This is a genomic window from Longimicrobium sp. (genome assembly GCA_036389795.1).
Lineage (GTDB): Bacteria > Gemmatimonadota > Gemmatimonadetes > Longimicrobiales > Longimicrobiaceae > Longimicrobium.
On record DASVWD010000115.1, the window covers coordinates 35498 to 60121 of the forward strand.

The 24624-nt window shown below is 68.7% G+C and carries 23 protein-coding genes and 1 pseudogene; 12 read left to right on the forward strand and 12 right to left on the reverse strand.

Translation table 11 applies throughout. The features are described 5' to 3' along the window. The first annotated feature begins 134 nt into the window (after nucleotides 1-134). The gene (locus VF746_15450; protein ID HEX8693817.1) at nucleotides 135-572 is read left to right on the forward strand and encodes a nuclear transport factor 2 family protein; all 438 of its coding nucleotides are present in this window, start codon (nucleotides 135-137) and stop codon (nucleotides 570-572) included. 102 nt (nucleotides 573-674) lie between these two features. Next, complete coding sequence (locus VF746_15455) at nucleotides 675-1208, forward strand: hypothetical protein (protein ID HEX8693818.1); 534 nt, start codon at nucleotides 675-677, stop codon at nucleotides 1206-1208. Between the two features lie 336 nt (nucleotides 1209-1544). Here VF746_15455 and VF746_15460 read toward each other — a convergent pair whose 3' ends face one another. Then, nucleotides 1545-2996: an alpha/beta fold hydrolase gene (locus VF746_15460; protein HEX8693819.1), complete on the reverse strand. Its 1452-nt coding sequence runs from the start codon at nucleotides 2994-2996 to the stop codon at nucleotides 1545-1547. A 599-nt stretch (nucleotides 2997-3595) separates the two neighbouring features. On the opposite strand from VF746_15460, the gene VF746_15465 reads away from it, so the two are divergent. From VF746_15465 to VF746_15480, 4 genes are all read left to right on the forward strand, one after another. Continuing rightward, nucleotides 3596-3838, forward strand: a complete 243-nt coding sequence (locus VF746_15465) for a hypothetical protein (protein ID HEX8693820.1) — start codon at nucleotides 3596-3598, stop codon at nucleotides 3836-3838. A gap of 95 nt (nucleotides 3839-3933) precedes the next feature. Further along, nucleotides 3934-4395: a hypothetical protein gene (locus tag VF746_15470; protein HEX8693821.1), complete on the forward strand. Its 462-nt coding sequence runs from the start codon at nucleotides 3934-3936 to the stop codon at nucleotides 4393-4395. Next, complete coding sequence (locus tag VF746_15475; GenBank protein HEX8693822.1) at nucleotides 4392-5588, forward strand: hypothetical protein; 1197 nt, start codon at nucleotides 4392-4394, stop codon at nucleotides 5586-5588. The genes VF746_15470 and VF746_15475 overlap by 4 nt, the downstream gene beginning before the upstream one ends. Continuing rightward, complete coding sequence (locus tag VF746_15480; protein HEX8693823.1) at nucleotides 5585-6067, forward strand: hypothetical protein; 483 nt, start codon at nucleotides 5585-5587, stop codon at nucleotides 6065-6067. The genes VF746_15475 and VF746_15480 overlap by 4 nt, the downstream gene beginning before the upstream one ends. A gap of 108 nt (nucleotides 6068-6175) precedes the next feature. Here the strand turns inward: VF746_15480 and VF746_15485 are convergent, their stop codons facing one another. Then, the gene (locus VF746_15485) at nucleotides 6176-6511 is read right to left on the reverse strand and encodes a hypothetical protein (GenBank protein HEX8693824.1); all 336 of its coding nucleotides are present in this window, start codon (nucleotides 6509-6511) and stop codon (nucleotides 6176-6178) included. Between the two features lie 423 nt (nucleotides 6512-6934). Here VF746_15485 and VF746_15490 point away from each other — a divergent pair, with 423 nt between their 5' ends. The 3 genes from VF746_15490 to VF746_15500 all read left to right on the forward strand — a co-directional run bounded on the left by VF746_15490 (nucleotide 6935) and on the right by VF746_15500 (nucleotide 8078). Further along, nucleotides 6935-7318: a VOC family protein gene (locus tag VF746_15490; protein HEX8693825.1), complete on the forward strand. Its 384-nt coding sequence runs from the start codon at nucleotides 6935-6937 to the stop codon at nucleotides 7316-7318. 90 nt (nucleotides 7319-7408) lie between these two features. Beyond that, the gene (locus VF746_15495; GenBank protein HEX8693826.1) at nucleotides 7409-7813 is read left to right on the forward strand and encodes a hypothetical protein; all 405 of its coding nucleotides are present in this window, start codon (nucleotides 7409-7411) and stop codon (nucleotides 7811-7813) included. A gap of 70 nt (nucleotides 7814-7883) precedes the next feature. After that, nucleotides 7884-8078: a hypothetical protein gene (locus tag VF746_15500; protein ID HEX8693827.1), complete on the forward strand. Its 195-nt coding sequence runs from the start codon at nucleotides 7884-7886 to the stop codon at nucleotides 8076-8078. Nucleotides 8079-8441: 363 nt separating this feature from the next. Here VF746_15500 and VF746_15505 read toward each other — a convergent pair whose 3' ends face one another. The 4 genes from VF746_15505 to VF746_15520 form a co-directional block, all read right to left on the reverse strand. Continuing rightward, on the reverse strand, nucleotides 8442-8708 hold the full coding sequence (locus VF746_15505; protein HEX8693828.1) for a prolyl oligopeptidase family serine peptidase: 267 nt from the start codon (nucleotides 8706-8708) through the stop codon (nucleotides 8442-8444). Further along, a complete protein-coding gene (locus VF746_15510) occupies nucleotides 8692-8982 on the reverse strand; it encodes a hypothetical protein (GenBank protein HEX8693829.1) in 291 nt (96 codons plus the stop codon). The genes VF746_15505 and VF746_15510 overlap by 17 nt, the downstream gene beginning before the upstream one ends. 10 nt (nucleotides 8983-8992) lie before the next feature. Then, complete coding sequence (locus VF746_15515; protein ID HEX8693830.1) at nucleotides 8993-9613, reverse strand: hypothetical protein; 621 nt, start codon at nucleotides 9611-9613, stop codon at nucleotides 8993-8995. Between the two features lie 174 nt (nucleotides 9614-9787). Continuing rightward, a complete protein-coding gene (locus tag VF746_15520) occupies nucleotides 9788-11926 on the reverse strand; it encodes a S9 family peptidase (protein ID HEX8693831.1) in 2139 nt (712 codons plus the stop codon). Nucleotides 11927-12436: 510 nt separating this feature from the next. Here VF746_15520 and VF746_15525 point away from each other — a divergent pair. After that, complete coding sequence (locus tag VF746_15525) at nucleotides 12437-13624, forward strand: DUF4157 domain-containing protein (GenBank protein ID HEX8693832.1); 1188 nt, start codon at nucleotides 12437-12439, stop codon at nucleotides 13622-13624. 15 nt (nucleotides 13625-13639) lie between these two features. On the opposite strand, the gene VF746_15530 is transcribed toward VF746_15525, so the two are convergent. Genes VF746_15530 through carB form a run of 3 tightly spaced genes read right to left on the reverse strand, consistent with a single transcriptional unit; the run spans nucleotide 13640 to nucleotide 17717 of the window. After that, nucleotides 13640-14221, reverse strand: coding sequence for a hypothetical protein (locus VF746_15530; protein ID HEX8693833.1), 582 nt, complete (start codon nucleotides 14219-14221; stop codon nucleotides 13640-13642). A gap of 5 nt (nucleotides 14222-14226) precedes the next feature. Beyond that, the gene (locus VF746_15535; GenBank protein ID HEX8693834.1) at nucleotides 14227-14487 is read right to left on the reverse strand and encodes a hypothetical protein; all 261 of its coding nucleotides are present in this window, start codon (nucleotides 14485-14487) and stop codon (nucleotides 14227-14229) included. Then, on the reverse strand, nucleotides 14484-17717 hold the full coding sequence (gene carB, locus VF746_15540; protein HEX8693835.1) for a carbamoyl-phosphate synthase large subunit: 3234 nt from the start codon (nucleotides 17715-17717) through the stop codon (nucleotides 14484-14486). Before carB ends, VF746_15535 begins: the two co-directional genes overlap by 4 nt. A gap of 647 nt (nucleotides 17718-18364) precedes the next feature. Here carB and VF746_15545 point away from each other — a divergent pair. Then, nucleotides 18365-20263 (forward strand): DUF4157 domain-containing protein, encoded by a 1899-nt coding sequence (locus tag VF746_15545; protein ID HEX8693836.1) that lies wholly within the window; start codon nucleotides 18365-18367, stop codon nucleotides 20261-20263. A gap of 353 nt (nucleotides 20264-20616) precedes the next feature. Here VF746_15545 and VF746_15550 read toward each other — a convergent pair whose 3' ends face one another. Beyond that, nucleotides 20617-20841 carry a hypothetical protein gene (locus VF746_15550; GenBank protein HEX8693837.1) on the reverse strand — a complete coding sequence of 75 codons (225 nt, stop codon included), beginning with the start codon at nucleotides 20839-20841 and terminating at the stop codon, nucleotides 20617-20619. Nucleotides 20842-21023: 182 nt separating this feature from the next. Beyond that, a pseudogene (locus VF746_15555) lies at nucleotides 21024-21182 on the reverse strand (tyrosine-type recombinase/integrase). 1344 nt (nucleotides 21183-22526) lie between these two features. Between VF746_15555 and VF746_15560 the strand changes: the two are divergent. Further along, a complete protein-coding gene (locus VF746_15560; GenBank protein HEX8693838.1) occupies nucleotides 22527-23006 on the forward strand; it encodes a DinB family protein in 480 nt (159 codons plus the stop codon). A gap of 954 nt (nucleotides 23007-23960) precedes the next feature. Here the strand turns inward: VF746_15560 and VF746_15565 are convergent. Beyond that, nucleotides 23961-24092, reverse strand: coding sequence for a hypothetical protein (locus VF746_15565; GenBank protein HEX8693839.1), 132 nt, complete (start codon nucleotides 24090-24092; stop codon nucleotides 23961-23963). Nucleotides 24093-24624: the final 532 nt, after the last annotated feature.

The window sequence follows — 24624 nt, forward strand, 5'->3', positions numbered from 1 at the left end:
GCCCACGGAATCAGATCCCGTCGTGGCGGCACGGAGGCACCCGTCGCCGCCGGGACGCGGTTGCGCGGCGGGGCCCCGGGCGGTTAACGTCGCACCGTTCCCCCATCATCAGGACCCCGACGGAGGCAGCCCGGATGAAGCGCAGCATCCTGTTCGCCCTGGTTCTCGCGCTGCCCGCCTGCCAGGTGCTCAACAGCATCGGCCTGGGCGGCGGGCCGGCGCCCGAGACCGCCACGGAGACCGCCGCCGCGCGCGTGGTGGACGCGCAGGTGGAGGCGTACAACCGGCACGACCTCACCGCGTTCCTGGCCCTCTACGCCCGCACCGCGCGCATCTACCTGCACCCCAGCCAGGTGGTGGCCTCGGGCACCGAGGCGCTGCGCGCGCGCTACCGCACCCAGTGGCGCGACAACCCCGAGCTGCGCGTCGAGGTCACCCAGCGCATGGTGCAGGGCGCCTACGTGATCGACCACGAGCACTCCGTGGGCTGGGCCGACGGCCAGGACGTGCGCGTGGTGGCCATCTACGAAGTGCGCGGCGGCCGCATCCAGAACGTCTGGTTCATCCGCTGACGGCCGCCGCCGTCGCAAACCCCGGCGCTCGCGCGTTGCCTTCCCCGGCGGGGCGGACCCTCCCGCCCCGGCGCACCCTCCCCTGCGCACCCGGAGGCGACCATGACCCCACGCCGGGCCCCGCTCCTGGCGCTGCTGCTGGCTGCCGCCCTGCCGGCCGCCGCGCCCGCGCAGGACGCACCGCCCGACCCCGCACGGCCGCCGGCCACGCGCGCAGACTCGCTCTGGCTGCGCCCTCCAGGCCCGCCTTTCCCCCTGGTCTTCGGCTTCCGCGAGCGGGGGCCGATGCACCACTCCCTCTACCTGGGCTGGTCGTGGCTCCAGACCCGCGCTCCCGGCCCGTACGGCGAGTCGTCGGGGCCCGTGGTGGCGCTCGAGGCCGGCGTCGGCGGCGTGCAGGCCTCCGCGGGGTGGGCGAGCTATGGGCCGCACCTGGGCGCCGGCCGCTGGCAGGCGAGCGTGCTGCGCACCTGGGGCTCCCCGCTCTGGGTGGAGCCGGACCAGACCTACCTGGGCGCCGAGCTGCGGATGTCGCTCTACGCGGTCGGCGTCGGGTTCGTCGGCTACCGGCGCATCTCCGGCGACGCCCCCGGCGACGGCTGGATCGGCGGCGCCACCCTGGTGATCGGCTTCTGATCTCCCCTCCCGGAACGGCAACGGCGTGATCCGGGCGTGTCCCTCCGCTGCGCTCCGGGCCGGGCTGCGCGCGCGGTCTCGTCGTGCGAGCTCTCGGGGTCCGTAGGGGCGAGCATGCGAGTCCGCGCGGAGTCTGGCTTCGTCTCGTAACCCCACCTGTCGTGCAAGGGCTGGCATCCACCGGGCGAGGCATGCCTCGCCCCTACGGACCACCATCTTCCGCGCCGAACCCACGTAAAGTCCACCCTCTCTCAAACCTGGGAGAGGGTTGCCGCTCTAAGGCGGCGGGTGAGGGCCCCCCCGCCGGCACTTCGCACCTCGCACTTCGCACTTCCCTCACCGTCCCGGCCCGAACCGCTCCAGGATCCAGCCGGAGACCGCGTTCAGCACCGCCGGCGACATCGTCTCCTCGATGGTGCCGTACTCGCTCGGCGCGCCGGTGGTCGTGGTCTGGAAGAGGTGGTTGAGGCCGGGGAGCTCGACCACCCGCACGTCGCGGTTGCCGCCCTCGCGCAGCGCCGCCTCGATCGCCGCCAGGTTCTCCTTCGGCGGCACCTGCAGGTCCAGCCCGCCGTTGACCGCCAGCACCGGCACCTTCACCCGCCGCAGCGTGGGCCGCGGGTCGTAGGCCAGGAAGTAGCGGAACCAGGGAGAGACGAGCTGGCGGATGTTGCGCTCCATCGACGCGGGGTCGACCTGCGCCTCCCGCCGCTGCTCCTCGCTCAGGCTGTCGACCATGGCCCTGCCGATCTCGGAGAGCCGCGCCACCATCGCCGCGCTGTCGCCGCCCGCCTTGATGACGGCGAACATCCGCGCCTGCGCCCGCGCGCTGGCGTCGACCAGGTCGGCCGAGACGCCGTTCGCCCGCGCGATCAGCCGCCCCTGCAGCTTCAGGATCGAGTCGCCGGGGAGCCCCGTCCCGGCCAGCAGCACCAGGAACGCCACGTCGTCCGAGCGCACCGCCGCCAGCGGCGCCACCAGCCCGCCCTCGCTGTGCCCGGCGATCCCCACCCTGCCGATGTCCCGCCGCGCGCGGAGGAAGCGCACCCCGGCCAGCGCGTCCTCCGCGAAGTCCTCGCTGGTGGCCGCCGCGAAGCTGCCGGTCGACTTCCCGAACCCGCGGTCGTCGTAGCGCAGCACCGCGATCCCCCGCCGCGTCAGGTGGTCGGCGAGCACCAGGAACGGCCTGTGGCCCAGCAGGCTCTCGTCGCGGTCCTGCGGCCCCGAGCCCGTCACCAGCACCACCGCCGGGAACGGCCCCGCGCCCTGCGGCAGCGTGAGCGTCCCCGCCAGCTTCACCCCCTCCTCCGAGTCGAACGCCACCTCCTCCGCGCGGTACGGGAACGGCGGCTTCGGCTCCTGCGGGCGGACGAGCGCGGCCACCGCCGCCACCTTCCCCAGCCTGAGCGGGAGCGTCGTCCCCGCCTGCGTCCAGGCGCCGTCGATGGAGTCGCCCGCCGAATTCAGCCGCCCGGCGAACGCCGCCTGGATCCTCGCCAGGGTTGCGCGGACGCTGTCGCCCGCCACCGTCACCTCCATGGGGAGCTTCGCCCCGCCCTGGTCGATGCTGGTGAGCGTGCCCCCCAGCTTCCCCGCCGGGTCGCGCTCGAAGGTGAGCGCCAGCCGCAGCGACAGCCCGCTCACCTGGAGCGCCCCCTGCCAGTTCCCCAGGAAGCGGTCGTCCCCGGAGCGCGCCTGCGCCGCGAGGGGTGCGGGACCGAGCGGGTCGACGATGGACACCAGCGAAGCCGCCACGCAGGCGGCGAGGATGCGTCGTGGAGTGTTCATGACTCCTCTGGGAAGAAGCGTCCGGCCGCGGACTCGCGGGAACCAGGAGTAAAGCTTGGTTGACGATTTGTCAAGCATGCTTTACAAGCCGCCTGGTCCCCTCCACCGCGGCCGCGGGAGATACGAAGCTACCGTCCACCCGTTTGATCCAGCAACTCGGAATCGCGCAACCCCCTTGCGGCAGCGTCGTCCCCCTCGCCCGCGCCCGCCTGGCCGGTACGGTCATCGAAGAGAGGAGCCCTGCCGCCTGAGAGGAGGCCAGGGCCGCGCCCGTTGTTCGAACCAGATGTAATCTCTCGAAGACCTGCCGTTGAAGCCTCGCGCAGTTTGCGAGGCTTTCCGTAGTTCGAGCGAGTGTCTTCAGGCACTCGTACGCGAGCGGAGTCGGGCGGTAGGTGATGCGTGGGGCTCCGAGCTGAAAGTGCCGCGGAGGAGGGCGGAGCCAGATCGCGGGCGTGGTCCACGTGCGACCGTACCGGGCAGCTTACGCCAAAAATGGTTGACACCGAAAGCGCCAAACATTAGTTGTATTCCAGTCGACCCGTCCGGACGCGTTGACCAGCCTCACGATCATTCCCATTCCACATCGGGAGTAGAGCATGAAAAGAATCAGGAGCACGTTGATGCTGGCGCTGGCGGGCGTCGTGGCCCTCGGGGGCTTCACGTTCGACGCCGCGACACGCCCGGACGCCCTCCAGGCGCAGGCGTGCGGCAGGTTCGACGGCAACCTCTGCCAGCAGGAGTGCACGCGCGAGTGCTCGGGCGGCGGGTGCTGCAGCTGGTCGTTCTACTACTACGAGAAGGGGACGGTGTCTCCCATCCGTCCCAGCACCCCGGGCTGAGCTCCCGGCGGCCTGCCTCCGCCCGGCGGCACCTTCGCCGCCGGTGGAGGCTCTCCAGGCAATCCTCCCCCACTTCGATCCGATGAACCAGCACGATGTCCGGCGAGAATCCGCTGGCCCGGCTTCGCCGCTTCCGACCGGCGGACGGTCCGGTGTTCGCGGCGATGCTGCTCCTGTTCGCCCTCCTGGCCTGGAAGGTCGGGGCGGCCGTCCTCCTTCCCGCTCCGCCGCGCGCGAGCCTGCTGTCTCCGGCCGCGGAGAATTCCGCCGGATACCTGCTGGTGGTCGGCCATCCGAGGGACACCGTGGCGGCACGGCGGATGGTCCCGGCACGCGGCGACGCCGGCCCCGGCCGCCCTCCGCTGCCTCTTCGGACCCTCCCCTGGCCGTCTGGCGAAGCTGGCGCGAGCGCCGCCCCGCTCGCGCGGCTCCTGCGCTCGCTCGGCTACACGGCTCCGCCCGTCCTGCTGACCGTGGACGGCGAGGGACACATCGTCCGCGTCCAGCCGGTGCCCCCGGACGCGTACGCCCACGCCCCGCGCGGAGAGCGGCGTTGACCACGAAGCGGATGCGCGCGGAGCCCGTCCTCCAGCCCGGCCGGGCGTGGGCCCGGAAAGTCCGCCGGACGCTCTCCACGGCCGTGGTGCTGCCGCTGTGCGCGTGCGGCGACGGCCCGGCGCCGGGCGATTCGCGCACGCCGGCCGATACTGCCGCGTGGACGCTCGCCGACACGCCGCGGGCCCGCATCGGCGTGGCCTCGGGGCGGCCCGAGTACACGCTGGACCGCGTGTACGGCGGCCTGGTGCTGCCGGACGGCCGCATCGCACTGGGGAACTCGGGAACGCGCGAGGTGCGCTTCTTCGACGCGCGGGGCGCCTACCTGTCGTCCGTCGGCGGCGAGGGCGGCGGCCCCGGCGAGTTCCGGGGCGTCAACTGGATCGGGCGGGGCTCCGGAGACTCGGTCCTCGTCTTCGACCTGCGCTCGCAGCGCTTCAGCGTGCTGGACCCGCGCGGCGCGTTCGCGCGCTCCTTCCAGCTCCGCGAGACCCGGGCTTCCGCGCGCCCCGTCGGCGTCTTCTCCGACGGGACGATCGCGGTGGCCGTCGAGCAGCAGTTCGACCCGCGCGGGGGGCCGGGGGCGGTCAGGGACACCATCGAGCTCCTCCGGGTCACGCCCACGGGCGAGATCGCCGGCCGTCTGGGACGCTTCCCGGGGGTCGAGTGGCTGATCTACGAGCACCCGGCGAGCTTCCGGACCACGCAGCTCCCCTTCGGCCGTTCGGGACACGTGGCGGTCACGGGCGAGCACGTCGCATACGGATCGTCGGATTCCAATCGGCTCCGGGTGTTCGACCGCTCCGGCGCCGTGGTACGGACCATCGAATTCCCCGCGCGGCCGCGCCGCCGGCTGAGCGAGCAGGAGCTTTCCGCCTACCTGGAAGAGGCGGTGCAGGACGGCGCCGAGCGGGAGGCGATCCGGCACCATTTCCAGGGCCGCGGCGCCGCCGCGGCGCCGGTCTTCTCCGACCTGCGCGCGGACCGCCGGGGGAACCTGTGGGTCCAGACGTTCCCCGCTCGCGACGGCGCGCCGAGCAAGTGGCTCGTGCTCTCTCCGGCGGGCGAGACCCTCGGGAGCGTCCTGCTCCCCGCGGACCACCTCCCCCTCGACATCGATTCCGCCGCCGTGCTGGTCCGCGAGACGGACGAGGACGGCGTCCAGCGTGTCTCTCTCCGCACGGTGCGCCAATGATCCGGAGGCTCGTCCTGCTCTGTGCGCTCGGCCTGGTCATCGCGTTCTCCGTCCGCCTGTACGGCGACACCCGCTACGCGCTGCGGGCGGCGGAGCCGGTGGCGGCGACGCTCGGCGGCGAGGAGCCCCTCTCCGGCGCGATCGTCTTCGTCTTTCAGCCGGAGGACTGCTTCGGATCGGGAGGCCTGCTCCAGCGCTGGAACGCGCTGCGGCAGAAGACGAACGTTCCGGTGCTCGGCAGAGTCGTGGGCCGGGGCGCGCTGTCGCCGCGTCAGCAGGCGCTGTTCGACAGCCTGCGGGTCGAGATCCCGATCCGGGGGATCGATCCCCTGGATGCCGGCATCGTCGCGGAGAAGCTGGGCTATCGCTCCACGCCCTTTGCCGTGGTGCTGGACCGGCGCGGCCGGGTGGCGGCGTCCTTCCCGGCGGGGCAGAACGTCCCGCCCGAGATCCTGGAGCGGTTCGTCCGCGGATCGTAGCTCCTCCTCCTCCTCACGCTCCGTCCGGCTGACCCTCCCCTGCCAAAAGCGGGGCAGGCGGAGCTGAAGCGGAACACCCGGGACGACCGAAGGCCCCCGCCTCTCCACTCACGGAGACGGGGGTTCGTCTTCCTGTTCGCACCCAGGACCCGTCCCCAGCAGCTCGCGCCACTCCTCCGACTCGGCGGCGCGCCGGATGGCGTCGTTGCGCGCATGGAGGAGGCGTGTCATGTAGCGGCGCAGCACCAGGCGCTCGGCGAGCCGGCCCAGCGGCCCGAGCGGCGCGGCGAAGCGGAAGACGTCGCGCAGCACGGTGCCGCCGCCCGGCGCCGGCTCGAAGTGGTGGTCGTGGACGAACCAGGCGAAGACGCCGCGCTCCTGGCTGTCCTGGAACCAGCGCGGCCGGTCGTACCCGATGATGCGGCTGGTGAGGTGCTGGCGCACCCCCAGGTGCCGCGCCCGCCAGGTGACCGTCTCCCCCGGGCCGATCAGCCCCCGAGGTGCGCCCGCCGACCGCCTCCTCGCCCGTGTGGCCCAGCGAGCGCCGGTGCAGGTCGATGCTGCGCGCCAGGTCGAAGACGCGCTCCACCGGCGCATCCACCACCATGCCGAGCTCGATGGTGATCATCCCGCGCTCCGCGTTTTCCGAGGATGGGTCCGCGAGTCGAGTCTACCCGCGGGACACCCGTCGCGCGAGTGGCGCCCGGGGAGCACGGCGGGCCGGCGACGGATCCTTGCGTGCGCGCGCGGCCCCCGTTTATGCTGCCGTGGATCTCGATGGAGACTGCGACCGGAGACGATCCCGCCGTCTCCGCGCAAGGAGGTTCGTGCTCCGATGGCGGGCAGACCACGAGAACGGAGACCGCCGTGAGGATCAAGCTGAGCAGCGTGCTGGTGGACGACCAGGAAAAGGCCCTCAGGTTCTACACGGAGGTCCTGGGCTTCGTGAAGAAGACCGAGCTCCCGGCGGGGAAGTTCAAGTGGCTGACGGTGGTCTCGCCCGAGGCGCCGGACGAGGTCGAGCTGCTGCTGGAGCCCAACGACAACCCGGCGGGCCGGACGTACCAGAAGGCGATCTTCGAGCAGGGGATCCCGCTGGCCGCCTTCGCCGTCGACGACGTCCGGGCGGAGTACGAGCGGATGCAGGGGCTCGGCGTGGCATTCCACACGGAGCCCACGCAGATGGGCCCGGCCACCGTCGCCGTGTTCGACGACACCTGCGGCAACCTGATCCAGCTCTACCAGGTCTGACCGCCGCCCGGCCGGCGGCTCGGCGGGCGCGCTTCGCATCCGCGCCTCCGGGCCGTCGCCCGGACCCACGATCTCCCGGAGGTGAGGACGGTGGTGCGATACGAGTGGAGCTGGTCCATCGCTCTCGCGCTCGCCTGCGGCGCGTGCGGCGGCCCCGTGTGCGGCGACTCGACCGTGCAACGGCTCGCGTCCCGGGACCGCGAGCGCCAGGCGGTGGTGGTCGTGCGCGACTGCGGATCGACCGCGGACTGGTCGACCCTCGTCCTGGTGGGGACGACGTCGCACGTCGATCCGGTGGTGGTGGTCGGAGACACCACGGCGAGCCGCTCGGTGCCCAGGTTCCCCCTGCCGAGCTCGGGGCCGAAGGTGCTCCTGGAGTGGGTTCAGCCGCGCACGCTGATGGTCACCTACGACCCGCGCGCGGAGCTGATATCTCCGCAGCGGCAGGCCGGAGACGTCGAGGTGCTGTATCGCCCGGAGAACCTGGCGCAGTGATCGCGGCCGGGTGAGATCGCCGAGAGGAGGGTAGATGGGCCGGCCGGAGTTCCTTCGATGAGGCGCGGACATGCCTGAAGGCGTGTGGAAGGTGCTCGGCTACGACACGTTCGCGCGCGAAGAGTACCTGGTCGGCGAGTACCCCACGCGGGCGCTGGCCGAGGCCGCCGCCTGCGAGGCCGAGCGCCGGCACGCCGAGTTCCAGGACGAGCCGCTGCGCGACCGCGTCTGGATCGTCCCTCCACCGGAGGAGGACACGGCGTAACACCCAACCCCGATGTTGCGTGAGGCTCTAGAATCATACCACCTTTCGAAACCGACTGTGCATTCCACGCCACACAAAAGTCATCCTGAGGGAGCGTCCGCGCGTAATTCGCTCGCGCGCAAATGGTTGGACGCGACCGAAGGATCTACTCCGCATGTCTGGTGGCCAGATGCAGCGCGCGGAAGCCGGCCTCACTCCGGGGTGAGTAGATCCTTCGGTCGCCGCCAGACATCAGTGGCGGGGGCAGGCTCGGCGCAGCGGCTCCCTCAGGATGACATCTCCTTTGCACAATCGATCGCGGAATCTGGTATCAGACTCTGCCCCGAGCGAATCTCGGACGACCCGGTGTGAGGCTTCCTCGAGTCAGTTGCGGATGCCGAGCTGGTCCAGGATGAAGGCGTAGCGGAACGCCTGCTCGCGCAGCGCGTCGTAGCGCCCCGACGAGCCGCCGTGGCCCGCGCCCATGTTGGTGCGCAGCAGCAGCGGGTTGCCGTCCGTCTTCATCGCCGGCTCCCGGTAGCCCACGCGCGAGTCGTTGAGCCCCGCCGTCACCAGGATCGCCGGGTAGAGCCGGATGCAAACAGCCGTGTCGCGAGGACCGGGCGCCCACTGCCTACTCCGGCTCGTCACCGGCCCAGCTCTCGGGTGCGAAATCGTCGGGCGAGTCGTCATCCAACCCGGCTAGCTCGGGGAAGACCTCCGACCACCCCTCGCGAGAGTGCGGCCACGCAGGGACGGCCATCTCGTCGCGCATGAAGTCGACGAACTCCCAGAAGCTTTCGATCGCCTCGTCCTCCGTACCTCCCTCGCCGTAGACGCCCGGGAGCTGCTCGGACCACGCGGTATACGCGTCTCCGTCCCGGGTGACTTCCATCTTCACGCGCCAGCGTTCGGACGCATCCATGAGGTGTCTCCTATCTGCGGAACAGGAATCGGACGGGGTGCAGCCGGCGTTCGAGGGCTTTCGTGGCCCGGTCGCCGGGAGCGACCAGGCGAAGCAGCTCGAGGCTGGATCGCGCCGCGTCGCGGTCTCCGGTTTTCAGCTGGTATAGCCCCACCGCGTAGGTGAAGCCCGTGAGCTCGGAGATGTGAAAGCGCCTGCGGTGGGGGTAGAGCGCCTGAAGATCGAGCCGTTCGCCGAGTGCCTGGAGACATCCTTCGAGGTCGCCGTCGCGGAGACAGAGCTCCGCGTAGTTCACGCGCGCGAAGAGGTAGTCGGGATTGCGGCGGTAGTTCTCCTCGATCGTCTCGTCCGCGCGCTCGTGGTCCCCGACCGCGGAGTACGCGACTGCGAGGTAGTTGTAGAAGAGCGGCACGTGGGGGTGCCGCTCGACCATCCGGAGCAGCTCGGGAATCGCCTCGCGCGGAGACTCGTTCGCCAGGCGGTGCAGCCGGGTGATCACGGCATCCATCTCCGGCGTTTGCCAGTCGTACCGGTGGAGCTTGTCGTAGACGATTTCGATCCCCTCGACCCCTCGCCGGGCCGAGGTGCCGCTGTGAAGCGCGGTGCGTCGCAGCTTGCGCGCGGAGGACATCGGGTGGGGCTCCTGATCCAGAGGATGGGCGGGGCGAGTGGCCGGACCGGGAGTAAAGTGGACGAAGTAAACGAGATGTCAAGGCCGCTTCTCCACACCACGCGGTGGCGCTACGACGAAGAGCGCCGCCACTGCTCGTGACGGCGCCCTGTTCCGCCCCGACCCGTGGAAAGGTCAGTCGCGGATGCCGAGCTGGTCCAGGATGAAGGCGTAGCGGAACGCCTGCTCGCGCAGCGCGTCGTAGCGCCCCGACGAGCCGCCGTGGCCCGCGCCCATGTTGGTGCGCAGCAGCAGCGGGTTGCGGTCGGTCTTCATCGCCCGCAGCCGGGCCACCCACTTGGCCGGCTCCCAGTAGCCCACCCGCGAGTCGTTGAGCCCCGCCGTCACCAGGATCGCCGGGTAGTCCTTCCGCTCCACGTTGTCGTACGGCGAGTAGCTCTTCATGTAGCGGTACGCCTCGGGCTGGCGCGGGTCGCCCCACTGCAGCCACTCGCCCGCGGTGAGCGGGATCGAGGCGTCGAGCATGGTGGTGATCACGTCCACGAACGGCACGTCGGCCACGGCGGCGCGGAAGAGGTCGGGGCGCATGTTGAGCACCGCGCCCATCAGGAGCCCGCCCGCGCTCCCGCCGCGAATCGCCAGCCGGTCGCTGGCCGTGTACCGCTCGCGCACCAGGTGCTCGGCCGCCGCGATGAAGTCGGTGAAGGTGTTCTTCTTGTTCAGCAGCTTCCCCTGGTCGTACCACGCCCGCCCCATCTCCTGCCCGCCGCGCACGTGCGCGATGGCGTACACCACGCCGCGGTCCAGCAGGCTCAGCAGGCTCGACGAGAAGGCGGGGTCGGTGCTGGAGCCGTACGAGCCGTAGGCGTACAGCAGGAGCGGCCGCCGCCCGTCGCGCTCCAGCGGCCTGCGGTAGACGAGGGAGACGGGGACCATCACCCCGTCCGGCGCGCGCGCCCAGGTGCGCTCGGTGCCGTAGCGCGAGGGGTCGTAGCCGCCCACCACCTCGGTGGCCTTCCTCAGCACGCGCGTGCGCCGCTCCATGTCGTAGTCGTACACGGACTGCGGCGTCACCAGCGAGGTGTAGGCGAAGCGCAGGGTGTCGGTGTCGAACTCGGGGTTGCCGCCGCCGCGCACCGTGTAGACCGGCTCGGGGAACGAGATCACGTGGCTCTCGCCCGTGGCCGCCTTCACCACCCGGATGGTGCGCTGCGCGTTGCCGCGCTGGTACAGCACCAGGAAGTGGCGGAAGACGTCGAAGCCGTCCAGCAGCACCGAGTCGCTGGCCGGCACCACGTCGCGCCAGTTCTCGCGGCGCGGGTCGGCCACGGGCGCCTCCACCAGCTTGAAGTTCACCGCGCCCTCGTTGGTGCGGATCAGGAAGCGGCCGCCGTGGTGCTCCACGCTGTACTCCACCCCCGCCTGGCGCGGCCGGATCAGGCGCCACTCGCCCGCGGGCGTGGCCGCGTCGAGGAAGCGGACCTCCGACGCGTCGAAGCTGCTGTGGCGGACCAGCAGGTAGCGCCGGTCCTTGGTGAGCCGCACCTCCACGTCGAAGAGCTCGTCGGGCTCCTCCGCGACCTTCACGTCCGCCGCGCGGTCGGTGCCCAGCGTGTGGCGCCAGACGCGCCAGGCGCGGTTGGCGGCGTCGCTGGTGCCGTAGAAGAGGGTGCGGTTGTCCGCCGCCCACGCCAGCGAGTAGTTCACGCTGTCGATGCGGTCGGGGAGGAGCCGGCCGGTGGCCAGGTCCTTCACCATCAGCGTGGGCCGCTCGGCGCCGGAAGTGTCCACCAGGAACGCCAGCAGCCGGCCGTCGGGGCTCACCTCGTAGTTCGCCACGCTCAGGAAGCGCTTCCCCTCGGCCAGCTGGTTGAGGTCGAGCATCACCTCCTCGGGCGCGTCCAGGCTCCCCCGCTTGCGCGCGTAGATCGGGTACTGCTTCCCGGCCTCGGTGCGCTGGTAGTAGTAGTACTCGCCCAGGCGCTCGGGGACGGAGAGGTCGGTTTCCTTGATGCGCCCGCGCATCTCCTGGTAGAGCCGCTCCTGGAGCTGGGCGGTGTGGGCCATCATGGCCTCGGCGTAGCGGTTCTCCGCCTCCAGGTAGGCGATGACGGCCGTGTCCTTCCGCTGGTCGTCGCGCAGCCAGAAGTACTCGTCCACGCGCACGTCGCCGTGCGTGGTGTCCACGTGCGCGATGGTCCTGGCCACCGGCGGCCGCGGCGGGGCGGCCGGATCTTGCGCGTGCGCCGGCGCGCCGGCCAGCAGGGCGGCGCCGGCCAGCGCGGCGCGGAGGAGGGGGAGCGTTCGGGTCATGCGACGGCTCGGGAGACGAGGACCGGGCGATGAAGGGGGATCGATCCAGACCATAATCTCAAAACGGCGGGCGCGCCACCGGATCGTTCTGGCGGCGCGCTCACGCTGCTTCCACAAGGAGATCACGAGCCCTGTTCAACCTCCCGCAAGGCACGCTGTAGCAGGTCCGCCACGCCGCGCCGCGCCGGGGCGACTGGTAAGGCCACCTAAGCATGGCGCCGTCGCGGGCGACGTCCCACGTCTGCCCAGCCGGTTCTCAACTCTCGGAATGACACCGGGTGGGAGTGCCGGTGGATTTCGAGACCGGTACCCCGACTGTAATCACTCCCCGGCGAGCGCGCCACGGCGACGCGTGGCGCGCTTCGTCCCCCCGGCGCGGCCGCGGCGATGCCGGGCGCCCGAACGCCGCACACCCGAAGCTGTCCCGACAGGCTTGCGTGCTCTCGGATTGCGGGCCTACTTAAACCCTTGTTGATGCCCCGCCGCCGAAAATGGAGAAGGAGACGAGCGATGCGGACGTTCGCACAAAAGCAGGACCGGCCCCCAAAGCAGGCTTCGCCCAGGGCCGTCCACCCGGGCCAGGCTGCGTCCGGGCCCACGGCGGCGGCCTACCCCTTCCACTACGGCCGGATCCCCCTATACCTCACCGCGCCGGTGCAGCCCCAGGCCAAGCTGACGGTCAACACGCCGGGAGACCCGTACGAGAAAGAGGCGGACCGGGTGGCCGGCCAGGTGATGCGGATGCCGGAGCCGCGGGTGCAGCGCGCCTGCGCATGCGGCGGCGGGACGGAGGAAGAGTGCGAGGAGTGCCGCGCCCGGGGGACCGTCGTGCAGCGGCGGGTGGCGGAGGAGGGAGCCCCGCACGCCGAGGGGACCCGGCCCGCCGCCGCGCCTGCGATCGTGGACGAGGCGGCGCGCGCCCCCGGCCGGCCACTCGACCCGGCCACCCGCGCGTTCATGGAGACGCGCTTCGGCCGCGACTTCGGCGGGGTGCGCATCCACGTCGGCGGCCAGGCCGCCGCGGCGGCGCGGGCGATCCGGGCGCGGGCGTACACCCTCGGGAGCGACATCGTGTTCGGGCGAGACGCCTATGCGCCGGACACGCCCGGGGGCAGGCACCTCCTCGCGCACGAGCTCGCCCACACCGTCCAGCAGTCGCGCGGCGGCCCGGGCGGCGGGGCGGCCGGCGGCCTCGTGCAGCGCGCGATCACGTTCGACGACTGCACCGCGGACCAGCAGGAGGTCATCAAGAAGGCCCACAAGCGGGCTCAGGAGATGCTCTCGCAGGTCATCGAGAAGCTGAAGAAGTACGACGGCACCAACCCTCCCGAGATCAAGACGTCGCTGGACAGCAACATGAAGGACTCGAGCGTAACGCTGGCCGCCGGGCTCGCCAAGCGGCTGGCGAGGCTCGCCACCGCCGGCGACGACACGCAGTACGAGTGCAACATGGAGGGGACCTCCCGGGCCTGGTCCCTGTGGTGCGTGCCGTTTTCCGACATCGAGCTCCATCCGGCCTGGTTCTCCGATCCCGAGCTCGACGCGAAGGCCCGCACGATGATCCACGAGTGGCTGCACCGCTACCAGTGCGCGTTCGACCTCGCCTACAAGTCCGATCCCGAGTACGCGAAGCTGAGCAAGGGGCAGGCGAAGACCAACGCGGACTCGATCGCCCGGTTCGTCTACGAGGCACGCTGACGCGGCGCGGCGGGATCAGGAGGCCTGCCCCGCCTCCCGCAGCCCGCGCAGCAGCAGGTCCGCCACGCCCATCTGCTCCGCGAGGTCGCGCATGTACTCGAGGTCGAGCTTCCTGCCGCGGACCTTGAGCACGCCCATCGCGTCGCTCCACTGGCGCTCGGAGACGTGGTCGCCAAGGCGGTACCAGTACAGCTTCTGTACGATCACGTCCTCGGGGCTGGCAACCACGATCTCAGCGCCTGGGACCTGCGGAAGAGCGTACGGCCGGCGGCGCTCGAACTCCCGCGCCGTCGGAGCGTCGTCCCGAGCCACGAAGACGTCCACCTTGAACATGGTGCCCAGGTGGATGACGTTGAACGTGGAACGCCGGCTCACGGCATCACGGATCGCGGCTTCGTCGAGGTAGAAGTCATCCTGCAAGGCGGCGATGAATGGAGGTATGTGCTCCGGCCGGAGATCCGCGACGGCGTCGGCGTCCTGGGTCGCCCGCGGCTGGCCGTGCAGCGAGCTGGCCAGCGACCCGCCGATCAGATACGGCACACCGAGACCTTCCAGGACGCGCACCACCCGCAGCGTTACCTCGAGCGCCTCCTCCATCACACTCACCACCCCATCTCGTCGGGGTCCCAGCCGAAGACTTTGATCATCGTCTCGCGGCCCAGGCGTAGCGAGGCCAGACGAAGACGCATCTCGCACTCGGGGATGTCGCCGTACTCCGCGGTGATGCGCGCGCGCTGGAGCTGTTCCAGCATGCGGTTGAGCGCGAACACGCGCTCCAGCTTCTCCGCCGGCGACATGCGGCGGTAGCCTTCGATCAGCACCCGCTCGGCCTCGGGCGAGGTGTCGGAGGGTGGCCCGCTCACGTGCCCGCCCCCGCCAGCGCCCCCGTGCGCTCCTGGATCGAGCGCACCTCGGGGCGGCGGTTGCGCAGGGCGCTGATGGCGTCGACCGCGGCCGAGGCCGCCGACATGGTGGTGATGTAGGGCACCTTGTACTGGATCGCCGCGCGGCGGGTGGCGTAGTCGTCGTACTGGCTCTGCTTCCCCAGCGGCGTGTTCACCAGCAGCGCCACCTCGCCCGAGATGATGTGGTCCACCATGTTCGGGCGCCCCTCGTTCACCTTGAACACCCGGTCGCAGGGGATGCCGCGCTGGCGCAGGTAGCGCGCCGTTCCCTCGGTGGCCAGGATGCGGAAGCCCATGTCGTGCAGCCGCCGCGCGATCGGCACCAGGGTGGGCTTGTCGCGCTCGTTCACCGTCACGATCACGCTCCCCTCCCGCGGCAGGTCCATCCCCGCCGAGGTCTGCGCCTTGGCGAACGCCATCCCGAAACTGTCGTCGAAGCCCATCGCCTCGCCCGTGGAGCGCATCTCCGGGCCCAGCAGCGTGTCCGACTCGATCTTGTTGAAGGGGAACACGCTCTCCTTCACCGCCACCCCGCCGATCGGGATCTCGTCCGCCAGCCCGAAGCCGGCCAGCTTCTCGCCCACCATCAGGCGGGCGGCGATCCGCGCCAGCGGCACCCCGGTGGCCTTGGAGACGAAGGGCACGGTGCGCGAGGCGCGCGGGTTCACCTCCAGCACGTACACGTGCCCCTCGAACACCGCGTACTGCACGTTGATGAGGCCCACCACGCCCAGCTCCAGCGCGAAGCGCCGGGTGAGCTCGCGCATCTCCTCGATCTGGTCGTCGCGCAGCATGTAGGGCGGCAGCACGCACGCGCTGTCGCCCGAGTGCACGCCGGCCTCCTCGATGTGCTGCATCACCCCGCCGATCACCACCGTTTCGCCGTCGGAGAGCGCGTCGACGTCGGCCTCGAAGGCGTCTTCCAGGAAGCGGTCGATCAGCACCGGCCGCTCGTGGCTGACCGCCACCGCGCGCTGGAAGTAGTCGCGCAGGCTGGGCTCGTCGTAGACGATCTCCATCCCCCGCCCGCCCAGCACGTAGCTCGGGCGCAGCAGCACGGGATAGCCCACGCGCGCCGCGATCTCCGCCGCCTGGTCGACCGACACCGCCAGCCCGTTGGGCGGCTGGCGCGCCCCCAGCCCGCGGGCCAGCGCCTCGAAGCGCTCGCGGTCCTCCGCGCGGTCGATCGCCTCCACCGACGTGCCCAGGACCTTCACCCCCAGGCGCTCCAGCGGCTGCGCCAGCTTGAGCGGCGTCTGCCCGCCGAGCTGCACCACCACGCCGAGCGGGTCCTCCAGCCGCACGATCTCCAGCACGTCCTCGAGCGTGAGCGGCTCGAAATACAGCTTGTCGCTCACGTCGAAGTCGGTCGAGACCGTCTCCGGGTTGGAGTTGACCATGATCGTCTCGTACCCGGCCTCTCGCAGCGCCAGCGCCGCCTGCACGCAGCAGTAGTCGAACTCCACCCCCTGCCCGATGCGGTTGGGCCCGCTGCCCAGGATCACCACCTTGGGGCGGTCGGAGCGCACCGACTCGTTCTCCTCGGCGTAGGTGGAGTACAGGTACGGGGTGGCCGCGGGGAACTCGCCGGCGCAGGTGTCCACCATGTTGTAGACGGGGTGCACGCCGAAGCTCCAGCGCCGCTCGCGCACCACGTCCTCCAGCTCGCCGCGCAGCCGCGCCAGCTGAGCGTCGGAGAAGCCGAGCCGCTTCATCCGCCTGAGCGCGTCGCCGTCGACGTCGGGGAGCGCCGCGTACCACGTCTCCGCCGCCACCAGGTCCGCCAGCTCGGCGACGAACCAGGGGTCGTAGGCCGTGAGCCCGGCCACCTCCTCGACGCTCATCCCGGAGAGGAGCGCGCGCTTGACGTGGAAGACGCGCTCGGGGGTGGGCCGGCGCAGCGCCGCGCGCAGGGTGTCGGGCGAGTCGTCCTTGAGCCGGTCGTCGGCCAGCGTGCCGACCTCCCACCCGGGGCGGCCGATCTCCAGCGCGCGGATCGCCTTCTGCCACGCCTGGCGGAAGGTGCGGCCGATGGCCATCGACTCGCCCACCGCCTTCATCTGCACCCCCAGCGTGTTGTCGGCCGCGGGGAACTTCTCGAAGGCGAAGCGGGGGAACTTGACCACCACGTAGTCGAGCACGGGCTCGAACGAGGCCGGCGTGGTGCGGGTGATGGCGTTGGGGAGCTCGTCGAGGGTGTAGCCCACGGCCAGCTTGGCGCCGATGCGCGCGATCGGGTACCCGGTGGCCTTCGACGCCAGCGCCGAGGAGCGGGAGACGCGCGGGTTCATCTCGACGACGAGCATCTCGCCGTTGGCGGGGTTCACCGCGAACTGCACGTTGCAGCCGCCCGCCTCCACCCCGATCTCGCGGATGATGGCGATGGCCGCGTCGCGCATCCGCTGGTACTCGACGTCGGTGAGCGTCTGCGCGGGGGCCACGGTCACCGAGTCGCCGGTGTGCACTCCCATGGCGTCGACGTTCTCGATCGAGCAGATGATGACCACGTTGTCGGCGTGGTCGCGCATCACCTCCAGCTCGAACTCCTTCCACCCGATCACCGAGCGGTCGATCAGCACCTCGTGCACGGGCGAGAGGTCGAGCCCGCGGCGCACCTGCTCCTCGAACTCGGCGCGGTTGTAGGCGATCCCGCCGCCGGTGCCGCCCAGGGTGAAGCTGGGGCGGATGATGGCCGGGTAGCCGGTGTCGTCGACGATCCGGAGCGCCTCCTCGATGGTGGTGGCGAAGCCGCCGTGGGGGAGCCTGAGGCCGATGCGGGTCATGGCCTTGGCGAACTCGCTCCTGTCCTCGGCGGTGCGGATGGCGCGCGCGTTGGCGCCGATCAGCTCCACGCCGTGGCGGGCGAGCGCGCCGGAGTCGTGCAGCTCGAGCGCCACGTTGAGCGCCGTCTGGCCGCCCATGGTGGGGAGGATGGCGTCGGGCTTCTCCTTCTCGATCACGCGCTCCACCCACTCGGCCGTGATCGGCTCGATGTAGGTGGCGTCGGCCAGGTCGGGGTCGGTCATGATCGTGGCCGGGTTGCTGTTGACCAGGATCACCCGGTACCCCTCCTCGCGCAGGGCGCGCACGGCCTGAGTCCCCGAGTAGTCGAACTCGGCCGCCTGCCCGATCACGATGGGCCCGCTGCCGAGGATCAGGATGCTCTGGAGGTCGTCTCGCCTGGGCATCGCTTCTGGTGCGTTAAGCTGTCGTGCGCGCGTGCGCGAGCGCCGGCCCTTCCCGCGAGGGACGGGCCGGCGCCGGCGGACTTCGGATGTATCGTCGGGGCGGGAATATATCCGGCGTCGGTGGGTGACGAAAGGAGGGCGGCAGTCTGGCCGAGACGGTGCTCCACGTCTTTCGTCACGCTAGGCGGAGATCCGGCCTGCGTAGTTCCGCAGAGGCCCCGGCCTGCTTCGTTCGGGCGATTAGGGACAATAATGCCGCAACTCCGTGCCTCACCCCAAGTACGTCCTGAGTTGCGAGTAGCTCGAACATCCTGCGCAAGTTTGGGCACCGCAACGCGTTGATGGAGTCATCCCAATCCGTCACGCGAGCACGCGCCTTGCTGGTTGTGTTTGCGCGACGCCGGGCCGATGCTCCCATCCGGCCCTTCTCGGGCATGCGCACTGCCTTTCACAACCCCTCGACTCGCTCGCTCCCCAGAGCGGCGCCGTAGAAACCATAGGGATGGTGCGTAATCTACGTCCATTTATGTGGAGGACAAGAATACTACACTGCGAGGCGGGAGGTGCGGTATCGGCGGATACGCTGGGGTGCGCAGTCTACATACGATATTAGGCAGCGCTGCTGCAACAAAAAATGGAGATGGAGCATGCAAACCTTTGCACAAAAACAGAATCAACCTAAAAAACCAGTATCCTCCCGCCTTGCTCGGCCTGACACGGCAGCGTCCAAAACACATCAGGCGGCATCTCCTCACCTACTCTTGCAGCTCGCACTCGGTAGTCTGACAGTGCAGCGGATGCCGCGGACTCATGCCGAAGAACTCGAAGCCGGATTGAGCGGTACGGCATCACCTCACTTTGGGCACGATTGTACCCGCCCTCCCATACATCTTCCTGCAGCAGGAGCAATACAGACGAAATTAGCGATCAACAAGCCGGGAGACGAATACGAGCAGGAAGCAGACCGCGTCTCCGAACAGGTAATGCATACGCCCATGACGCAGCAACAGCGGCCTTGTGCCTGTGGTAGAGGGTGCCCCGAATGCCGCACCGAGCAACCTGACCATGAAGATGTGAGCTTGCAGACGAAGCACGTGGGAACGAGCGAGGTCGGACAGTCCGAAATACCGTCCATCGTCCACGAAGTAGTTCGCTCGCCTGGAGAGGCTCTGGAACCCGCATCCCGCAACTTTATGGAATCGTACTTCGGGCACGACTTCAGCGCAGTACGCGTGCACACCGGCAGCGAGGCGGCAGAGGCGGCTCGTGTGGTTCAGGCTAAGGCGTTCACCGTCAATCCAAACATTGTGTTCGGTCACAGCGAATTCGCGCCCGGTACAACGGAGGGGAGGCGGCTCATGGCGCATGAGCTCGCTCACGTGATCCAGCAGCGGTCAAACCCCATGCTTGCAGGCCGTGTAGTGCAGCGTCAGCGATCCGCACTTGAAGGAAGTACAAGCCAGGAAGAGCGCGGGAAGCTGCGGGTGCTTACCCTCGAATCTGTAACAAAACTCTCACCCAATGAGATAAGGGGGGAATTCAAGACGAAGGAAAAAGGAAATATTCCGGCCGATGATATTAAGTTTGGCCCTGGTATCGCCGAGGGTATTAAACAAGGATTGCAGAATATCGCGGCGGAGTTTTTCTCCGACAAGTCTTTTACCTTTAACACTGTTACGAATGTACCGTTGAACTTGAAAGCTGTCGGCGGCGTTGACGGTGTGTACCGATTCACGCTTGTCGAGCGAAAGAGCAATCCCAAGAGACAGCTTATCATCGAGCAGGTGTCCGCCACTCCGTCTGGAGATCCGAGCAAGATCGATGTCGCGAAAGCTACAAAGCGCTTTGAGAACTTTGAGTTCGCTCTGGGTTCCGGCTTTGGAAGTGAGGATGACAAGAAGCTTCTGTTTGCTGCGCTGGCTCGCGTGCCGGACTCCATTTTAAAACGTGTCAGAGGCCTAAAGTTCGAGAAAAAACCGGAAAGTGTGGGCGAGAAGGACGAAGCCGGTAAATATGATCCCAACACACATACAATCACCCTGTACGCAAGCTCGCTCAAGAAGCTCATGAACAGCATTGATACCAGCGGATCTGACTGGTTCACGCAGACTGTCGCACACGAGGTCGGACATGCCCTGGACTACGAGTCGTTTACGACAGCCAGGGTAAAGCGTGATGCGCTCACCAAGCAGTTGAAAGATGCGCGGCTTGAGGCGCGGCGGGTGGCTACCCCTGCGGGTGACGAGAAAGCACAGGCCGAGAAGGAGAAGAAAGATCAGCAGGAGATCGATCGGCTTGAAAAGGCACTAGCTCAGGCAGAGTCAGATTCTGGTAAAGCCCTGAACCTGGACCCAATGAAGGGCGGCGGCGGACGTTCGCAAAGCACGGAGTTCGCCAAAGCCAGAGGAAAAGCGATCTCCACTTATGGAGGGAAGAGCGATGTTGAAAACTTCGCAGAACTTTCTGCGCTTTTTATCCTTGATCCCGACTCGCTGAAATTGCTTCGACCAGACGCGTACAAGTATTTCTCCGACACATTCAAGTAGCTCGAACGCGAATCACGCTTCAGCTTTCGTTCGCCCCACCCCGCACGATCCCTTCTGCCACAGAGAGGCTGCGTACTTGGAACGGAGAGCGGGACAGATGTTCGTGTCGCAGCGACGCAGATGGCTATAAGGTCGGGACATTCCCACACCTGACCTGCGGAGGAGACCCCGTTCCGCATCGCCGTCTAACAAACGGTTCGACCGGAGCCGCGCCAGCGAATTTGTATCTTTCTCTGACTGTTACATGCGCTGCCCGGTCAATCAAGGCGTTCTATGAGAGCGATTGTTAGGGCGCGTCACCCAGCAGGGTTTCTGCCGGGCGACGCGTACTTCGTCCAGCATCTGTGCGCGCTCTACGCCACTGACGGGGTAATCGGCTCGATGTAGGTGGCGTCGGCCAGGTCGGGGTCGGTCATGATCGTGGCCGGGTTGGAGTTGACCAGGATCACCCGGTACCCCTCCTCGCGCAGCGCCCGCACGGCCTGCGTCCCCGAGTAGTCGAACTCGGCCGCCTGCCCGATCACGATGGGCCCGCTGCCGAGGATCAGGATGCTCTGGAGGTCGTCTCGCCTGGGCATCGCTTCCGGTGTGCTGCTGTAAGCTGTCGTGCGTGCGTGCGCGAGCGCCGGCCCTTCCCGCGAGGGACGGCCGGCGCCGGCGGACACGAAGATATCAGTCGGGGCGGGAATCTACGCGGCCGCGGGCGTCGGGGAAAGATTCCCATGACCTTCAGGTGTCCAGCGGCCTGCGCACGCCGCGGGCCCCCGCGGTTCAGCACGTGGGTGTAGATCATCGTCGCCCGCACGTCCGCGTGGCCGAGCAGTTCCTGCACGGTGCGGATGTCGTATCCGTCCTCAAGGTGCTCTTTCCAGCGAGTTGTTCGGAATGTACACTTAGGGGCTATGAAACGAGCCCCCACTGTTCGTACGGACGCTCACGGAAGAGGAGCACTGGCAGCAGCCAGGGTGGGTGAAGCATTCAGGCTCTTTAGCGAGATCGGTAGGCCCGAGGGCGCCTGACAATCGGCTGCAGGGAATGTGGGGCCGTCCATGTTTCGCCGAACGACAGGCTTGCGCGCCGGCCCCGCACCCTGACCCTTGTGTCGTTAGCGTCCCCGTACATGCTTCGGGCGCACCAACGTGACGGGGCCGGCATAAACGTCCGTGCTCGATGCTACCCGACCGCCACGCCAAATGCCATTTGCCGGCGATGGTGTGAACCTCCACGACCGACGCACACTACGCTATGCCAGGGAAGAAGGCTGCGACGAAGAAAGTACAGGCGCCACGCGCAAAACCCGCAGGTCGCGCGACGACACGACGTTGCGGGCTGTGTGGCAAGACGTCGAACCTTACCAGGACGGAATGTTGCGACCAGTGGATCTGCGACGACGAGGGGAACTACAGGATGTTCTCTTTCTCGCGCAACAGCTGCTCGCGCAACCACCGGCGCTACACACTGTGCGGGTATCATTTCAACGAGGGTCACGCCGGCGATTGGCGTGAATGCAAGGAGTGTCGCGACGCGTTCGAAACCGAGATGTATGTCTACTATGGGACGAACGAATACAATTTCGTGAAGCTCGAGAACCCGCCGTCCTTCGAACCGACGCTGTGTGCGAAGTGCTCAACGAGAATCGACCTGGGAGAGGGCGGATACTCCCAGAAGGCGGGCAAGTACTACTGTCTGAGTTGCAGCGGAATCGACTTTTCGCGTATGTAGAACCCGTGCGCCGGGCCGCCTGACAATCGACTGCAAGGGATGCGGGGCCGTCCATGATTTCGCCGACGACAGGCTTGCGCGCCGGCCCCGCACCCCTGACCCTTGTGTCGTTCGGCGGCTCGCACCCTGTGTTCCCTCGCATCCCGCGCGGAGCGATGTCCTCTATTGTTCACCGGTTGAGGCTTCGGCGCGTACTCCCGTGGGCCACGATTGGATTCGCACTTGGGTGCTCTGATGGGCGGCCCGGGGCGGACGAGGCGAGAGCTTGGTTTGAGAGCCGCTACCCTGGAGCGTCACTCTCCGACGTAGAGATGTCCGAGGATGAGGTAGTGGCGCGGAGCTACCGGTTCGAGTACCGCTCCAGCGATGGTCGAACCGGGCAGCTGGCTGTGCAGTTCATGCAGGATAGCTCTGGGAACTGGGCTCCGACGCCAGCGGCTCCCGCACAGCTATCCTAGCACTCGTGCCCACCCCGCCGCCGAACCTGGTGTTAGGCCGCCACACACCACCTATGGGCGAGCGACCGAGTAGCATCCCGGCCGTGATCGACGCGCTCCGCCGGGCGCCCGAGATCGTCGTGCCCCTCGTACGCGAGGTGCCGCCGGCGATCCTGCGGCGGCGGCCGGCCCCGCACCGCTGGTCCGCCCACGAGCACGCGTGTCACCTCGCCTACGTGCACGCGCTCTTCTTCGACCGGCTCGACTACATGCTCCGCGACCCGGCGCCCGTGATCCGGCCCTACCTGCCGGGCGAGCAGGACGCCGACGACCTGCTGCTCCGCATGGACCTCGAGGCGGCGCTCGCGTGCTTCGCCGCCGACCGGGCGCGCCTGGTGGCCCGCCTGGAGGCGCTCGGCCCCGCGGACTGGGCGCGCGAGGCCGAGCACGGGGAGTACCGCACGTACTCCGTGTTCATCATGTTCCGGCACCTGGCACTGCACGACTTTCTGCACGCGTACCGCATCGAGGAGCTCCTGCTGCGCCCGGACTGGGCCGCCGACGCCGACGTGCCGACGGCCTAACGAATCGTTGCAGCTGACGAAACGGGCCGACGCTGCGTGTGGCGCCCACGCCTCCGTCAGGCCCGTTTCGCAGCTGAACTCTGGCGTTCGCCCGCGTCTCGCAGGGTAATGAGAACTGGATTCCTGCTCCTCGCGCTCACCGCGGCATGTAGCCGCTCCGGGGTTGGGGCACCACAACCCACGCCCGCACCGCAGTTCGCCGCAACACGTGAGGCGCTCTGCACCCTTGATCCCGCGATGCCAGGGTGTCGGGGGCCCGTCCCAGACACCTTCCCCAACAGGTGGTATCTGCTCCAACGTCATTGGGAGATCGTGTCGCGGACGCGGGGTTCCGTCTGCATCGCAGATGCAGTCGAACTGCGTTTCAGACCTGGCGTTGCGCTGGCGGAAAAGCAAGCGATCATCGACTCCATCGGCGTCTGGAGGGAGGCTACATGGGCTCAGTTTATATAGTGCGCATCCCGAGCGATGGGACGACTGGGCCGCTGAGTCGCGCGCTTGAGTACGCCCGCGGGCAGCCACAGGTGCAATACATCACGCAGACGTGTTACAGCCAGATGGAGCGAGCTTAGCGGTGCCGCGGCAAACACCGATGAGCCGGTTACTTGCACTCGGCGGTGCGAGAGCCGGCGAACCAGTTGCTGCACCGATGACGCGCCAGGCGCGGCGCTAATCGGCCTCCTGCTGATGATCGGCGCGGTGGCGCTCGGCGTGAGGACCGCGCGGCGCAAGAGATAGCACCCACAGTCTCTGGCGCGGAGAGTGCCGCGTTGCGCGTGGTGTCGACGCCGAGCGCGCCGGTGCCGCGAATCACGGGACCGGGAGCCTACAGACTCTTCGCACACACGCCCTGGGCGTCCTCTCGCCTGACACGGCCTGCAGGGGATGTGCGGCCGGGCATCTTCGATCCTACCCTCAGAACAACAAGATCGCGAGAGTCGCTCCGTACCAGATTCACCCGGTACCCCTCCTCGCGCAGGGCGCGCACGCCTGCGTCCCCGAGTAGTCGAACCCGGCCGCCTGCCCGATCACGATGGGCCCGCTGCCGAGGATCAGGATGCTCTGGAGGTCGTCTCGCCTGGGCATCGCTTTGCTGGTGCCTGCGTAGGCTGTCGTGCGCGCGTGCGCGAGCGCCGGCCCTTCCCGCGAGGGACGGGCCGGCGCCGGCTCAATCACGGATCTGTGGTCGGGGCGGGAATCTACGCGGCCGGACGCCGTGGGGAAAGATGATCGTGAAGCGTCACAGGTCGAGCGGGCTCCGCACCCCGGCGGACGCGGATCTCGCAGCGGACGCGGCCCAGCAGCCTGGGTTCCGACATTCGTCTTGATGGGGTGCGGTGTAGCGGCGTAATATCCTGCGGAGAGGGCAGGTGGCGGCTGTTACGTCCATTTGCCCGGATCGCAAGAGTGCTGCGCTGCGCGTCGCGCGCCGCGTAGCTGCAGGATAGGCTGCGGTGCGCGGTTACCTATGATGTTAGGCCTATCCCGACGAACTCGGGCGTATCATTTGCCTCTGTCTCCACCGGAGTGCCTGAGCCATTCGCCACCCGGTCGCCCGTAGGAGATGCTGATGCGAGCGCCGCGATACAGGTTTCCGGATGAAGTCCGCGCTACGACC

Bases quoted from the DNA above. Each gene is read 5' to 3' on its own strand.
- VF746_15450 (HEX8693817.1), top strand. From the start codon at position 135: ATGAAGCGCAGCATCCTGTTCGCCCTGGTTCTCGCGCTGCCCGCCTGC.
- VF746_15455 (HEX8693818.1), top strand. From the start codon at position 675: ATGACCCCACGCCGGGCCCCGCTCCTGGCGCTGCTGCTGGCTGCCGCC.
- VF746_15460 (HEX8693819.1), bottom strand. From the start codon at position 2,996: ATGAACACTCCACGACGCATCCTCGCCGCCTGCGTGGCGGCTTCGCTG.
- VF746_15465 (HEX8693820.1), top strand. From the start codon at position 3,596: ATGAAAAGAATCAGGAGCACGTTGATGCTGGCGCTGGCGGGCGTCGTG.
- VF746_15470 (HEX8693821.1), top strand. From the start codon at position 3,934: ATGTCCGGCGAGAATCCGCTGGCCCGGCTTCGCCGCTTCCGACCGGCG.
- VF746_15480 (HEX8693823.1), top strand. From the start codon at position 5,585: ATGATCCGGAGGCTCGTCCTGCTCTGTGCGCTCGGCCTGGTCATCGCG.
- VF746_15500 (HEX8693827.1), top strand. From the start codon at position 7,884: ATGCCTGAAGGCGTGTGGAAGGTGCTCGGCTACGACACGTTCGCGCGC.
- VF746_15510 (HEX8693829.1), bottom strand. From the start codon at position 8,982: ATGGATGCGTCCGAACGCTGGCGCGTGAAGATGGAAGTCACCCGGGAC.
- VF746_15515 (HEX8693830.1), bottom strand. From the start codon at position 9,613: ATGTCCTCCGCGCGCAAGCTGCGACGCACCGCGCTTCACAGCGGCACC.
- VF746_15520 (HEX8693831.1), bottom strand. From the start codon at position 11,926: ATGACCCGAACGCTCCCCCTCCTCCGCGCCGCGCTGGCCGGCGCCGCC.
- VF746_15525 (HEX8693832.1), top strand. From the start codon at position 12,437: ATGCGGACGTTCGCACAAAAGCAGGACCGGCCCCCAAAGCAGGCTTCG.
- VF746_15530 (HEX8693833.1), bottom strand. From the start codon at position 14,221: ATGGAGGAGGCGCTCGAGGTAACGCTGCGGGTGGTGCGCGTCCTGGAA.
- carB (HEX8693835.1), bottom strand. From the start codon at position 17,717: ATGCCCAGGCGAGACGACCTCCAGAGCATCCTGATCCTCGGCAGCGGG.
- VF746_15545 (HEX8693836.1), top strand. From the start codon at position 18,365: ATGCAAACCTTTGCACAAAAACAGAATCAACCTAAAAAACCAGTATCC.
- VF746_15550 (HEX8693837.1), bottom strand. From the start codon at position 20,841: ATGCCCAGGCGAGACGACCTCCAGAGCATCCTGATCCTCGGCAGCGGG.
- VF746_15565 (HEX8693839.1), bottom strand. From the start codon at position 24,092: ATGCCCAGGCGAGACGACCTCCAGAGCATCCTGATCCTCGGCAGCGGG.